We start from the raw sequence: 12044 nt of genomic DNA on the forward strand, positions 1-12044 counted from the left end.
CTCGGGTGACCTCTGAGCTGATCCTCCTGCCCCGCGTCGCCTACCGCGGGCAGGAGATAACCGCGCCGCGTCTGCGCGGGCTCCTCGCGTTGCTTGCCGTTGACCTGCGGGCCGGGTGCAGTGTCGGGAGGCTCGTGGAGGGGCTGTGGCCGGAGGTGTTGCCGGAGCGGCCGGGCAAGGCGGTGCAGGTGCTGGTTTCCCGGGTGCGGTCGCAGCTGGGTGCCGAGCTCATCGTGAGCACGCCGACGGGATACCGGCTGGCGCTGGATGAGGCGCAGGTCGACAGTTCCGCACTCCTGCTGCGTGAGGCGGCCGGTGTGGAGCGGGCCCGCAAAGGTGACCACGGGGGCGCCCTGGAGGAAGCCGAGGCGGGGCTGGACCTGTGGGACGGGGTGGTGGCCGCCGGTGTCGGGGAGGAGCTGCGCGACCCGGTGGTCGCGTTGCGTACCGCGCGGGCCACTGCCCATCGCGGGCTGGGCCGCACCCGCGCACTCGCCCTGGCCCGGGTCGGGCGGCGCGAAGAGGCGGCGGGGCCACTGGCCGAGCTGGCCGGGGAACTGCCGCGGGACGAAGAGGTCCTGGCGGAGCTGTTGCGCTGCGAGGCCGTCACGGCAGGACCTGCCGGTGCGCTGAGGCGGTACGACGCCTACCGGCGAGGGCTGCGTCACGAGCTCGGCACCGACCCCGGGGCCGGGCTCAAGGCCGTACACCAGGAGCTGCTGCGCGCCGAGGCGCCGGTGGTCAGGCACGGCGTACCGCATGAGCCGAATCCGCTGCTCGGCCGGGAGAGCGACATCGCCGCCGTGGCCGGGCTGCTGCGCACCTCGCGGGTCGTCACGGTCACCGGCCCCGGTGGTCTCGGCAAGACCCGGCTCGCGTACGCCGTGGGCCGGGCCGCCGAACAGCGCGTGGTGCACTTCGTGCCGCTCGCCGGTGTCACCGCTGATGACGATGTGGCAGGGGAGGTGGCATCGGCGCTCGGTGTCGGGGTCGGGCTGGGGGAGCGACTGCACTTCGCCGGGGGCGGGGATCTTGTCGGCGCCATGGTCGGAGCGCTGGGCTCCGGCCCCGTCATGCTCGTACTCGACAACTGTGAGCAGGTCGTCCACGGCGCCGCCGACCTGGTACGGGCTCTGGTGTCGCGGTCGCGGGAGCTACGGGTGCTGGCCACCAGCCGGGCCCCCCTCGGGCTGACCTCTGAATCCCTGTACGCGCTGCCGGTGCTGACTCTCGCCACCTCCGTCGAACTCTTCGGGCAGCGGGCCCGGTCCGTCCGCCCCGATGTCGAGCTGCCCGCCGCCACCGTGGCCGGACTCTGCCGTCATCTGGACGGTCTGCCGCTGGCAGTGGAGCTGGCCGCTGCCCGGGTGAGGGTGCTGCCCGTGGCGGAGATCGGCCGCCGCCTGCGGGACCGCTTCGCTCTGCTGCGCGGCGGAGCACGGGACGCACCGGAGCGGCATCGCACCCTGCACGCCGTCGTCGAGTGGAGCTGGAACCTGCTGGAGCCCGAAGGACGTGCCGCGCTGCGTGCGCTCTCGGTGTTCCCCGGCGGTTTCACCGAGGACGCGGCGGAGCACGTGATCACCGGCCGCGGTGAGGGGGAAGCGCTCTTCCTGTTGGAACAGCTGGCGGATCAGTCGTTGATCAAGGCGGCCGAGACCACGTCCGGGATGCGCTTCCACATGCTGGAGACCGTACGGGAGTTCAGTGCCGCCCGGCGTGCGCAGGCCGGGGAGGAGGAGGCCGTCACCCTCGGGTTCCTCGCCTGGGCACGGGCCTTCGGCCGTACGCACCACGACGCGCTCTTCAGCGACGACCCGTTGCCGTCCTGGGGTCGGATCCGGGCCGAGCAGGACAATCTCGTCCTGGCCCTGCGCCACGCCCTGGCGCGCGCCGACGGCCCCACCACGGCGGCCCTCACGGCGGTGCTCTCCTCGCTCTGGGCCACCGACTTCAATCACCCCCGACTGGCGGCCCTCGCCGCCGAGACCGGAGGTCCGCTCTCCCGCTTCCACCCCGGTCCCGAGGACGTCGAGACGGCCCGGAGCGCGGCGGCCGTGTGCGCGGCCGCCCTTTTCATGAACCACGGACCCCACGCCGTGCGCCAGCTCGTCACGTTGCGCCGGCTGCCGCCCGCCGCGCCCGACACCCTGCAACGAGCCCTGGCCGTCGTCCTGTGCGCCACGCCCGATGTGCGCCCGCCGGACTACGCGCGCCTGCGCGAGTTGTGCGCAGCGGACGAACCACTGGTGGCGGGCCTCGCCGAGTGTGCCGCCAGCTACGTGTGGGAGTACGAGAACGACGTGGAACGGGCACTGGCCTCCGCCCGCCGGACGCTCGACGCCCTGGGGACGCTGAGGAATCCGGCGATGCAGACGCTGAGCCACGGCCGGATCAGCGACCTGTGTCTACAGACCGAACAGGGCACGGAAGCGCACCGCCATCTGCGGGCGGCACTGGGCGCGCTCGACCGGTTCGAGGGACTGTCGGACTCGATCGGCATCCGCTGGGGGCTGGTTCTTGCCTGCCTGCAACGCGGGGATGTCGACGAGGCGGAGTACTGGCTGGAGCAGGCGGTCCTCGACCAGCACCCAGAGGCGAGCGAGGACTTCTTCACCCCGGACCTGGCGGCGCGGGCGGAGATCGCGCTGGCCCGCGGTCAGACCGGGGCCGGGCTTGAGCTGTGGCGGCAGGCCGTGGAACGGATGCGGGCAGGGCGCCCGCCGCAGGCCACGGATCAGTTCGTGGACCCGTGGTCGCTGGAAGTGCAGTCGGCGGCACTGGCCGCGCATGCACAGCACGGCCGGTTGGAGCTGCTCGGGGAACTGCCCGTCCAACTGCGCGAGGGGCTGAGGGCGTTGCTCGACGTCCGGCCCGGTACGCAGTCCCCCGAGAAGCTGCCGGTGTACGGCACGGTTCTGCGGGCGCTCGGCCTGGCCGGTCTCAGTCGGGGCGACATCTCGGCCGTTCGGCTGATGGCGTTGGCGGAACGGATGCGCGTGCTGCGGGAGTTCCCGACGCTGTCCGCCGCACGGGCACGCCGGGCCGCCGAGGACGCCGGGCATGCTGCCAGGGCCGTGTACGCCGACGCGGTGTCGGAGTACACGGCCCTGGAGAGCGCTGAGTTGAGGGCGGCGGCGCTGCGCGCGATCAGCGCACCGGCTCGCGATTGAACTGCGCCGTCGACCAGAGGAAGCCCAGCACGGTCAGACCCGCGCACCAGGCGACGGCCAGCCATCCGTTGTCGCCGATCCGGCTGCCCAGCAGCAGCCCGCGCAGGGTCTCGATGGCGGGGGAGAAGGGCTGGTACTCCGCGAACCAGCGGAACCAGCCCGGCATGGCGTCCACCGGCACGAACGCGCTGGACAGCAACGGCAGCATCATCAGCGGCAGGGCGTTGTTGCTCGCGCCGTCGGGCGTCGGGCCGACCAGACCGAGACCGACGGCGATCCAGGTCAGTGCCAGGCTGACCATGGTCAGCAGGCCGGCCGCCGCGATCCACTCCACCACGGTGGCCTCGGGGCGGAATCCGATGGCGAGGCCGACGCCCAGCACCAGCACCAGGGCCATGAGCGTTTGCACCACACTGCCGACGACATGTCCGATCAGCACGGAAGCGCGGGAGATCGCCATCGTGCGGAAGCGGGCGATGATGCCCGTAGTCATGTCGATGCAGACGGACACGGCGGTGCCGACGGAGGTTCCGCCGATGGTCATCAGCAGGATGCCGGGGACGAGGTAGGCGATGTACTCGGCGCGGTCCGCTCCGCCGCCGGAGATGCCGGCGCTCATCACATCGCCGAAGACGTAGACGAAGAGCAGCAGCAGGACGATCGGCGTGAGCAGGACGTTGAGGGTGAGGGAGGGGTAGCGCCGCGCGTGCAGGAGGTTGCGGCGCAGCATGGTGGACGAGTCGCGCACGGTGAGGGACAGGGTGCTCATCGGGCGGTCTCCTTGGCGGCGCGCGTGGCGGCTGCGGTGGTTGTGGTGGGCGCTGTGGGTGCGCCGGACGCGGCGGGATGGCCGGTCAGGGCGAAGAACACGTCGTCGAGGTCGGGGGTGTGCACGGTCAGCTCGTCGGCCTCGATGCCGGCCGTGTCGAGCCCGTCGAGGATGGCGCGCAGCTCGCGTTGGCTGCCGCCGCTGGGGATGGTCAAGGAGAGTGATTCCTCGTCCCGGGTGGCGCCGCGCAAGGCGTCGGCCGCGTGTTCGTACGCCTGCGGCCCGGCGAACCGCAGCCGGACATGCCCGCCCGGAACGAGCCGCTTGAGCTCCCCGGCGGTGCCCTGGGCGACGATCTTGCCGCCGTGGAGAACGGCGATACGGTCGGCGAGCTGGTCGGCCTCCTCCAGATACTGGGTGGTGAGGAAGACCGTGACACCCCCGGCGACGAGCTCGCGGATGATGTTCCACATGCCGTGCCGACTGCGTGGGTCGAGGCCGGTGGTCGGCTCGTCGAGGAAGATGATCCGCGGGCTGCCGACCAGGGTCATGGCGAGATCGAGACGGCGGCGCATACCGCCGGAGTAGGTGGCAGCGGGTTTCTTCGCGGCCTCGGTCAGATCGAAGCGCTCCAGCAACTCGGCCGCTACCCGGCGGCCTTCACCACGGGGAAGATGGTGCAGGTCCGCCATCAGGAGCATGTTCTCCTCGCCGGTGATCATGTCGTCCACCGCGGAGAACTGCCCGGTGACACCGATCGCGGCGCGCACCGCCCGCGGCTCGACGGCAAGGTCGTGCCCGGCCACCCGCAGCACGCCGGCGTCGGCGGAGATGAGCGTGGAGAGGATCTGGACCGCGGTTGTCTTGCCGGCGCCGTTGGGCCCGAGGAGAGAGAAGACCGTGCCCGCGGGTACGTGGAGGTCGACGCCGTCGAGGACGGTCTTCTCGCCGTAGGACCTGCGCAACCCGGTTGCTGAGATGGCGAGTTCGTCGGTCGTTTTCGTCATGCCGCAGAGCTTGGGTCCGAGCGGGTTCACCACGGTTTCAGTGCGGTTTCAGCCTCTCCGGGATGCCTCTCCGGGATTCGCCCTACGAGGGCCTCTCCGCCGGCTGCCGGGCGGTCGAGGGTGAGGCGCTGACGTCGCTGGAGGCTCCGGCCGCGGATGCCGAGGCGGTGACGGTGTGGTCAGGCCCGGCCCGTTTCGAAGTGGCTCACCTTGCCGTCGGTGACGGTGAAGCTCCACCGGGTCCGCATGCTTCCCCAGGTGGAATTGGTGTAGACGGCGGTCAGGGAAAGCCCGTCGTCCGACAGGCTCTCGACGTCCAGGTGGCCGTTCGCGGAGAAGATCTCCTTCTCCGTCCAGGCGTCCAGGTCGCGGTCGGTGCCGTCGTCGGACATGGTGGCGTTCTCGGTCAGGGCGGTGAAGAACGCCTTCTTGTCACCGGAGTTGATCGCCGCGACGAAGGCGGCTATGGCGGGGTCCGTGAGCTGCACAGTCATGATGACCTCCACAGGGGAATCGGCGTGGGCCGCGCCGGTCAGCCGGTGGAGTCGCCAGCCGGTGACGAGCTGCTGCCGTCCACGCACCGCACGTGAGGCTCGACGGGCGAAACGCTCACCGCACCAGTATCGGCCCTCACCGCACCGGCGGCCTGTCGGCCTGTCGGTGTGTGTCGGCCGGAGGCGGTCGGCCGTTGTGCTCGCCGACCGCCTCACCGCCTCCACCGTCCACGGTTCGGGCAGGTCAGGGCCTTGGTTCCATCGACCGGCCCGCTGCGGGGCTACTCCTCCACGTGGATGGCCAGCGCCGGGCAGACGGCGGCCGCGTGGCGGACGTCGGGGGCGTCCGCCGTGGAGGGGGTGTCATCCAGGAGTACGGCGATGCCGTCCTCCTCGCGCTGGTCGAAGACGTCGGGGGCCGCCATGACGCACTGGCCCGAGGCGACGCACTTGTCCTGTTCGAGGGTGACTTTCACTGTGCTCCTTGGGGGAGGGACGGGGAGGGGAGATGTGAGGGTCGTGGGGCGGTGGCGGATCACCAGGTGACAGGGAGTTCGTACACGCCGTACACAGAGCCGTCGTGCTTGAACGGGATGTCGTTCAGTTCCGCCGCGAGCCGCAGGGCGGGGATGCGCCGGTAGAGGGTGCCGTAGACGACCTGGAGTTCCATCCGGGCCAGCGGCTGGCCCAGGCACTGGTGGACGCCGAAGCCGAACGCCACGTGGTGGCGGGCGTCGCGGTGGATGTCCAGGTGGTCGGGGTCGGTGAAGGCGTTTGGGTCGCGGTTGCCGATGTCGTTGGGGATGACCAGCCCGTCGCCGGCCCTGACGAGCTGCCCGGCGACCGCGATGTCCTCCAATGCCACCCGGCGTCGTCCGCTGTGGGTGATGTGCAGGTAGCGCAGCAGTTCCTCGACCGCTCCGGCCACGAGCTTCGGGTCCCGCGTCTCACGCAGCGCGGCCAGTTGCTCGGGGTGCTGGAGCAGGGCGAGCGTGCCGAGCGCGATCATGTTCGCCGTGGTCTCGTGACCGGCGATGAGCAGCAGCACCCCGGTGCGCGCGGCTTCCGACTGGGACAGTTCGCCCTTGTTGACGCGCTCGGCGAGGCCGGAGAGCAGGTCCTGTGCGGGGCATTCCCGCTTCCGTGACATCAGACCGTCGAGGTAGTCGGTCAGCCGTCCCAGAGCGGCGCCGCGCTCTTCCATGGTCGAGTGGCGATTGATGATCGTCCTGCTGTTGTCCTGGAAGAAGTCGTGGTCCGCGTACGGCACTCCGAGCAGTTCGCAGATGACGAGGGAGGGGACCGGCAGGGCGAACGTCTCGACCAGGTCCACCGGACGGGGGCCGTCGAGCAGGCCGTCGATGAGGTCGTCCACGATCTGCTGCACCCTCGGGCGGAGGGCCTCGACCCGTTTGATCGTGAAGGGGGCGGTGACCATGCGGCGCAGGCGGGCGTGTTCCGGGTCGTCCATCAGGATGAAGCCGATGCTGTTGGTCCTGCCGGCCGCCGGGCTCGGGTAGCCGGGCCGGGTGATGTCGGCGCTCACCCGGGGGTCGGCCATGAGCGCCCGCTGCTCGGTGTACCGGGTCACCAGCCACGGTGTGCTGCCGTCCCAGAGCCGGACCTTGGTGAGGGGCCCGGCCTCCTGCTGTTCCCGCAGGGCCGGTGGCGGGTCGAACGGGCATCCGGCGGCGCGGGGCATCGGGAATTCGGGGATCTCGGCCGCGTGCTGCCCGGCCGAGGTCGGAGTCTGAGCCATGACGTCCCTTCGTGGGGGTTACGGTGCCGTGGAGGCGGCGTGCGCGTCCACGAGGCGCTGTCGTCGTAGTCGCGCCTGTTTGGGCATGTTCCAGCCGAGTACGCCGATGACGGCCCCGCCCCGGTGGTAGAGCGCGACGAAGCGGTCCTCGGTCATGTCGCCGTCGGTGACGGTGAGTTCGGCGTCGGCGGAGGGTGCTCCGTACACCTGGATCCTGGTGGTGAACTGGTCGGTCCAGACGTAGGGGATCGGGCGGTAGGGCCGGTCGTCGCCGAGGATGGTGCGGGCGACGGCCATGGCCTGCTCGGTGGCGTTGGTGCGGTTCTCCAGGCGCTGGAGCGTGCCGAGCGCGTCGTGGTGCCGGCGCGCCACGTCACCGGCCGCGTAGATGCCGTCGGCGGCCCGGCACCGGGAGTCGCACACCAGGCCGTTGTCGACGCGGAGGCCGCTGCCGGCCAGCCACGCGGTGTTGGGTGTCGCGCCGATGGCCACCACGGCCACCTCGGCCGACAGGGTCTCGCCGGAGCCGAGAAGGACCCCGGTGACGCGTCCCCCGGCGGCTCTCAGGCCGCGTACCCCGGTGCCGGGCAACAGACGTACACCGTGGTGGGTGTGGAGGCGGGCCGGCTTCTCGGCTACGAGTGGCCCCAACTGAGCGGTCATCGGGGCAGGTTGGGGGCCCACCAGCGTGACGTTCACTCCCATGGCGCTTGCCGTGGCGGCGATTTCGGTGCCGAGCACGCCATCACCGACGACGACGAGACGTGTGCCGGGCGTCAGCTCGGCGCGCAGGGCGAGCGCGTCGTCGAGGGTGCGCAGCACGTGCGCCCCCGCCAGGTCCGCCCGGCCGGGAAGGAGCAGGGGGCTCAGGCCGGTGGCGATGACGACGGCATCCGCACGCAGTGTCCGCCCGGCAGCCGTGCGGACCGACCTGGTCGCGGTGTCCAGTGCGACGGCGGGGGAGCCGAGGATGATCTCGGCCTCCAGTCGCGCCTGCGACTCCCTGGGGCGCGGCAGGGTGGCGCGTTCGGGTTCCCAGTGGCCGGACAGCACCTGCTTGGAGAGCGGAGGCCGGTCGTAGGGCGGGTGCCGCTCGGCTCCGACGACGGTGAGCTCGCCCGGGTAGCCGAGGCGGCGCAGCGTTTCCGCCGTGGTGAGTCCCGCCGCGGAGGCGCCGACCACCAAGACACTGCCGGGAGCCTTCATGAGGCGGATACCGCAGGTGCGGGGCGGACATGCGCGGCCTCGTCATGCACCGACTCCCGTAACGCCCCTGCTGGTTGAGCGCCCAGCAGGATGCCGGTGCCGGTGCCGGTGCCGGTGCCTATGCCTATGCCTGTGCCGTCGTCGTCGCACCGGCCGAAATCGTCCGGTGCGATCGGGGCGCGGCTGCCGGTACCGCAGCGGGCGCCTTCGTCCACGGTCACTTTCATGGGGCTCCTCGGCAGGAGGGCATGGGCCGGCCCCGTGGAGGGGGCTCAGCCCGCGAACAGGTGGCTTCAGCGGTCGGGTGTCACCGGGGCGAGCCAGATCGCGGTGATCGCGTCGATGAGGCCGGTGGCGTACGCGTGCCAGGTGGGGCGGGCGGTGTGGGTGCCGTCGGCGAGAGCGCGCTCACGTTCGGCGAGCATGTGCACCAACAGGTTGCGGGCCATGTCGCCGCGCTCGATCCGCACCGGGAGCGGCAGGTCGGGCAGGCACCGGTTGAGTCCGTCCAGGGTTCGCTGGATCGACGGTCCGAACGTCTCGTCGACCATCACCTCTCGCAGCACCGGATCGGTCATCAGCTGCGCGCCGAACCGTGCGTACCAGGTCGGGTAGGGGAGCTCCGTCAGATGCTCGGTACCCGGGCACACCAGACAGGCCACCCAGTCCCGTACGTCGGTGGAGTCCCCGGTCTCGTCGAGCATGCGCCGGCGCAGCGCGTCCATCGGCTCGCTGTGCCTGCGGACGATCGCCCGCAGGAGGTCGGTCTTGGTGCCGAAGTGGTAGCCGACGGCGGCGTTGTTGCCCTGCCCGGCGGCTTCGCTGATCTGGCGGTTCGACACGGCGAACACACCATGCTCGGCGAAGAGCCTCTCGGCCACGTCGAGGATCGCTTCCTTGGTTCCGTCGGCCCGTTGGGAACGGGCGGTTCTGCCGGTCATGGTCACCACCTCACGGGGAGTTCACGAAGTACGACGACGGCCGGACTCCGGGCTGCCCGTCTCCGGGGCGCTGGGGCTCCGGCGTACGTAACCAGTGAAGGCAGCTTGCTAACGTAAGTCAAGCGAGTGACTTAAATCGGTCCACGGGCGCCGCCCCACGTCATGGGTGCGGGCCCGACACGCAGGAACGCGGAGGTATCTGTGGTGGCCAGCACTTCATCGCACGCCGGGGAGAGCCCCGGAGAGGACCGGCGGGAACCGTCGAAGGGCCTGGTGGCCGTCCTCGCCCTGGCCGGCGTCGTCGTCGCGCTGATGCAGACGATCGTGATCCCTCTGGTGCCCGAACTGCCCCGGCTGCTGCACGCGTCGGCGGCCGACACGACCTGGGCGATCACCGCCACGCTGCTCGCCGGAGCGGTCGCCACGCCGGTCATGGGGCGGCTCGGAGACATGTACGGCAAGCGCCGGATGCTGCTGGTCAGTCTCGGTCTGCTGGTGGCCGGTTCGGTCGTCGGCGCCCTCAGCGACACGCTGGTCCCGATGATCGTCGGACGGGCCCTCCAGGGCCTGGCCGCCGGTGTCATCCCGCTGGGCATCAGCATCATGCGCGACGAGCTGCCCGCCCATCGGCTCGGCTCCGCGACCGCGCTGATGAGCGCCTCGCTGGGCATCGGTGGCGCACTCGGACTGCCGGCCGCGGCCTTCCTGGCCCAGCACATCGACTGGCACGTGCTGTTCTGGGGCGCGGCGGGCTTCGGCGCGGTCGCCGCCGTTCTCGTGCTGGTGCTGATACCGGAATCGCCGGTCCGCTCCGGCGGTCGCTTCGACGTGGTGGGAGCGGCAGGACTCTCGTTCGCCCTGGTGTCCCTTCTCCTCGCGATATCCAAGGGGGGTACGTGGGGGTGGACCAGCGCGCCCACGGTCGGCCTGACAGCCGCCTCCCTGGTGGTCCTGGTGCTGTGGGTCCGGTGGGAGCGGCGCGTGTCCCAGCCGTTGGTCGACCTGCGGACGGCCACCCGTCGGCAGGTGCTCCTCACCAACGTGGCCTCCGCCGTCTTCGGGTTCGCCATGTTCGCGATGTCGCTCGTGCTGCCCCAGGTGCTGCAGTTGCCGGAGGCCACCGGCTACGGACTCGGTACGTCGATGGTGACCGTGGGCCTGGTCCTCGGCCCCTCCGGCCTGATCATGATGGTCATGGCGCCCGTGTCCGCGCACATCACCCGCACCAGGGGGCCGAAGGTGACACTGATGGCCGGTGCGGTGGTGGTCGCGGCCGGGTACGGCCTGAGCATCGGGCTGATGTCGGAGATCTGGCAGCTCGTGCTGGTCTCCACCGTCATCGGGGCCGGGATCGGACTCGCCTACGGGGCGATGCCCGCGCTGATCATGGGCGCCGTGCCCGTGTCCGAGACGGCCGCGGCCAACAGCTTCAACACCCTCATGCGGGCCGTCGGCACCTCGGTGGCCAGCGCGGTGGCCGGGGTGGTCCTCGCGCAGATGACCACCCCGTTCGGGCCCGTCTCCGTACCGTCGGAGAACGGCTTCCGCACGGTCATGATCATCGGCGCCGGCGCGGCTCTCGTCGCGCTGGCCTTCGCGTCCTTCCTTCCCGGTAAGCGCCCTGCCCAGGCACCGGACGGGCAGCACGCGCCGCAGGCCGACCCGGCGGAGGCACCCGCGAAGGGCTGACGTGGGCGGAGGGGGCGCCGGGGCACCGGGAGCCGGCACCCTTCTGGCCACGACCCGGTCCCCGGACGAGGTGGACCTGCTCAGGCGGTACGGAGCCGATGCGGTCGTCGTGACCTCGCGTCAGGACCTCACCCGGAGCGTGCTGGAGGGGCGGCGGGCGCGTCCGGCCGGTGATCGACAGCGTGCACACCTTCGACAGCGCCGCCGAGGCCGCCGCCCGTCTGCGCAGCCACCGGGCCCACGGCAAGGTCGCCCTGACCGTCCCCTGAGCACCGCCCCGGCCGTCGGCGTCCTGTCACGGCCCCGGCGCCCGCTGCGGACGAGCACGCGGCCCCGGCGCCCGCTGCGGACGAGCACGCGTCCGCCCGTCCCTCCCGGGCTGCCGGTAGAGGTACGGCGCCGAACTCCCGGCCACGGGTCGTCACTTCCGACGGTCGGGAGATCCGGGTGCCGAGGCGGGCCGACGGCCTGACAGCCGCGGGACCCCGGAGGTAGCGTCACCCCATGACGGACGAGATCACGGCCAGGGCAGGTAGAGAGTTCTACACGTTCGACGGCCGGATCCTGGAGGTCTTCGGAAGCTATCCGAAGCGGTTCCACATCCGGAACATGGACCTGCGGGTCACGGGCCCCGACCGGAAGGGGAGGCGGACCGTCGAGATCGTCGCCGGTCCGCCCGAAGCACCGGCGACGCAGGACACATGGCACCACTCGGCCGAGGAATGGCAGCGGGCGCAGGGCCTGGAAGCCCTTCTGGAAGCGGTACGGGCGGGTATCGCGTCGGTCCGGAAGCACGGAGCCTGAAGGCGAATCCCCGCACCTGCGGTTGAGCACGTCCACAGCCCGGTCACCGACTCGTCCTCCACAGTCGCCGCTCGTCCAGAGGCCCGGACCGTAGGTCCCCGTGCTCCGGATCGACAAGGACGGGCCGGCGGTCCAGCAGCCGCTTCATCCCATCGGCGAGTGGCGGGGTAGCGCACAGAGTCGTAGGGGGCACGATCGGGCG

The 12044-nt window shown here is 71.4% G+C and carries 11 protein-coding genes and 1 pseudogene; 4 read left to right on the plus strand and 8 right to left on the minus strand.

What is annotated here, in order from left to right; translation table 11 throughout:
- The first annotated feature begins 5 nt into the window (after positions 1-5).
- Entirely contained in the window at positions 6-3173 is a 3168-nt protein-coding gene (locus tag OG251_RS30710) for an ATP-binding protein (protein ID WP_326680138.1), read from the plus strand.
- On the opposite strand, the gene OG251_RS30715 is transcribed toward OG251_RS30710, so the two are convergent.
- The 8 genes from OG251_RS30715 to OG251_RS30750 all read right to left on the minus strand — a co-directional run bounded on the left by OG251_RS30715 (position 3151) and on the right by OG251_RS30750 (position 9349).
- Positions 3151-3942 (minus strand): ABC transporter permease, encoded by a 792-nt coding sequence (locus tag OG251_RS30715; protein ID WP_326680139.1) that lies wholly within the window; start codon positions 3940-3942, stop codon positions 3151-3153. The two genes, OG251_RS30710 and OG251_RS30715, sit on opposite strands and share 23 nt — an antisense overlap.
- The gene (locus tag OG251_RS30720) at positions 3939-4949 is read right to left on the minus strand and encodes an ATP-binding cassette domain-containing protein (protein WP_326680140.1); all 1011 of its coding nucleotides are present in this window, start codon (positions 4947-4949) and stop codon (positions 3939-3941) included. Before OG251_RS30720 ends, OG251_RS30715 begins: the two co-directional genes overlap by 4 nt.
- A gap of 179 nt (positions 4950-5128) precedes the next feature.
- Positions 5129-5443 carry a nuclear transport factor 2 family protein gene (locus OG251_RS30725; RefSeq protein WP_326680141.1) on the minus strand — a complete coding sequence of 105 codons (315 nt, stop codon included), beginning with the start codon at positions 5441-5443 and terminating at the stop codon, positions 5129-5131.
- Positions 5444-5724: 281 nt separating this feature from the next.
- Positions 5725-5919 (minus strand): ferredoxin, encoded by a 195-nt coding sequence (locus OG251_RS30730; protein WP_326680142.1) that lies wholly within the window; start codon positions 5917-5919, stop codon positions 5725-5727.
- 59 nt (positions 5920-5978) lie between these two features.
- Complete coding sequence (locus tag OG251_RS30735) at positions 5979-7202, minus strand: cytochrome P450 (RefSeq protein ID WP_326680143.1); 1224 nt, start codon at positions 7200-7202, stop codon at positions 5979-5981.
- Between the two features lie 18 nt (positions 7203-7220).
- Positions 7221-8408, minus strand: a complete 1188-nt coding sequence (locus OG251_RS30740; RefSeq protein ID WP_326680144.1) for an NAD(P)/FAD-dependent oxidoreductase — start codon at positions 8406-8408, stop codon at positions 7221-7223.
- Positions 8405-8635 carry a hypothetical protein gene (locus OG251_RS30745; protein WP_326680145.1) on the minus strand — a complete coding sequence of 77 codons (231 nt, stop codon included), beginning with the start codon at positions 8633-8635 and terminating at the stop codon, positions 8405-8407. The genes OG251_RS30740 and OG251_RS30745 overlap by 4 nt, the downstream gene beginning before the upstream one ends.
- A 66-nt stretch (positions 8636-8701) precedes the next feature.
- Positions 8702-9349, minus strand: a complete 648-nt coding sequence (locus OG251_RS30750; protein ID WP_326680146.1) for a TetR/AcrR family transcriptional regulator — start codon at positions 9347-9349, stop codon at positions 8702-8704.
- A 270-nt stretch (positions 9350-9619) separates the two neighbouring features.
- On the opposite strand from OG251_RS30750, the gene OG251_RS30755 reads away from it, so the two are divergent.
- The 3 genes and pseudogenes from OG251_RS30755 to OG251_RS30765 all read left to right on the plus strand — a co-directional run bounded on the left by OG251_RS30755 (position 9620) and on the right by OG251_RS30765 (position 11842).
- The gene (locus OG251_RS30755) at positions 9620-11038 is read left to right on the plus strand and encodes an MFS transporter (RefSeq protein WP_326681472.1); all 1419 of its coding nucleotides are present in this window, start codon (positions 9620-9622) and stop codon (positions 11036-11038) included.
- 164 nt (positions 11039-11202) lie between these two features.
- Positions 11203-11307 (plus strand): annotated as a pseudogene (locus OG251_RS30760) (zinc-binding dehydrogenase); the annotation flags it as partial.
- A gap of 235 nt (positions 11308-11542) precedes the next feature.
- Complete coding sequence (locus OG251_RS30765; protein WP_326680148.1) at positions 11543-11842, plus strand: hypothetical protein; 300 nt, start codon at positions 11543-11545, stop codon at positions 11840-11842.
- Positions 11843-12044 lie beyond the last annotated feature (202 nt).

Source organism: Streptomyces sp. NBC_01237, from assembly GCF_035917275.1.
GTDB lineage: Bacteria > Actinomycetota > Actinomycetes > Streptomycetales > Streptomycetaceae > Streptomyces.

Excerpts from the sequence above, each read along its gene's own strand:
- OG251_RS30715 (WP_326680139.1), bottom strand. The coding sequence starts at position 3,942 with ATGAGCACCCTGTCCCTCACCGTGCGCGACTCGTCCACCATGCTGCGC.
- OG251_RS30720 (WP_326680140.1), bottom strand. The coding sequence starts at position 4,949 with ATGACGAAAACGACCGACGAACTCGCCATCTCAGCAACCGGGTTGCGC.
- OG251_RS30725 (WP_326680141.1), bottom strand. The coding sequence starts at position 5,443 with ATGACTGTGCAGCTCACGGACCCCGCCATAGCCGCCTTCGTCGCGGCG.
- OG251_RS30735 (WP_326680143.1), bottom strand. The coding sequence starts at position 7,202 with ATGGCTCAGACTCCGACCTCGGCCGGGCAGCACGCGGCCGAGATCCCC.
- OG251_RS30740 (WP_326680144.1), bottom strand. The coding sequence starts at position 8,408 with ATGAAGGCTCCCGGCAGTGTCTTGGTGGTCGGCGCCTCCGCGGCGGGA.
- OG251_RS30745 (WP_326680145.1), bottom strand. The coding sequence starts at position 8,635 with ATGAAAGTGACCGTGGACGAAGGCGCCCGCTGCGGTACCGGCAGCCGC.
- OG251_RS30750 (WP_326680146.1), bottom strand. The coding sequence starts at position 9,349 with ATGACCGGCAGAACCGCCCGTTCCCAACGGGCCGACGGAACCAAGGAA.
- OG251_RS30765 (WP_326680148.1), top strand. The coding sequence starts at position 11,543 with ATGACGGACGAGATCACGGCCAGGGCAGGTAGAGAGTTCTACACGTTC.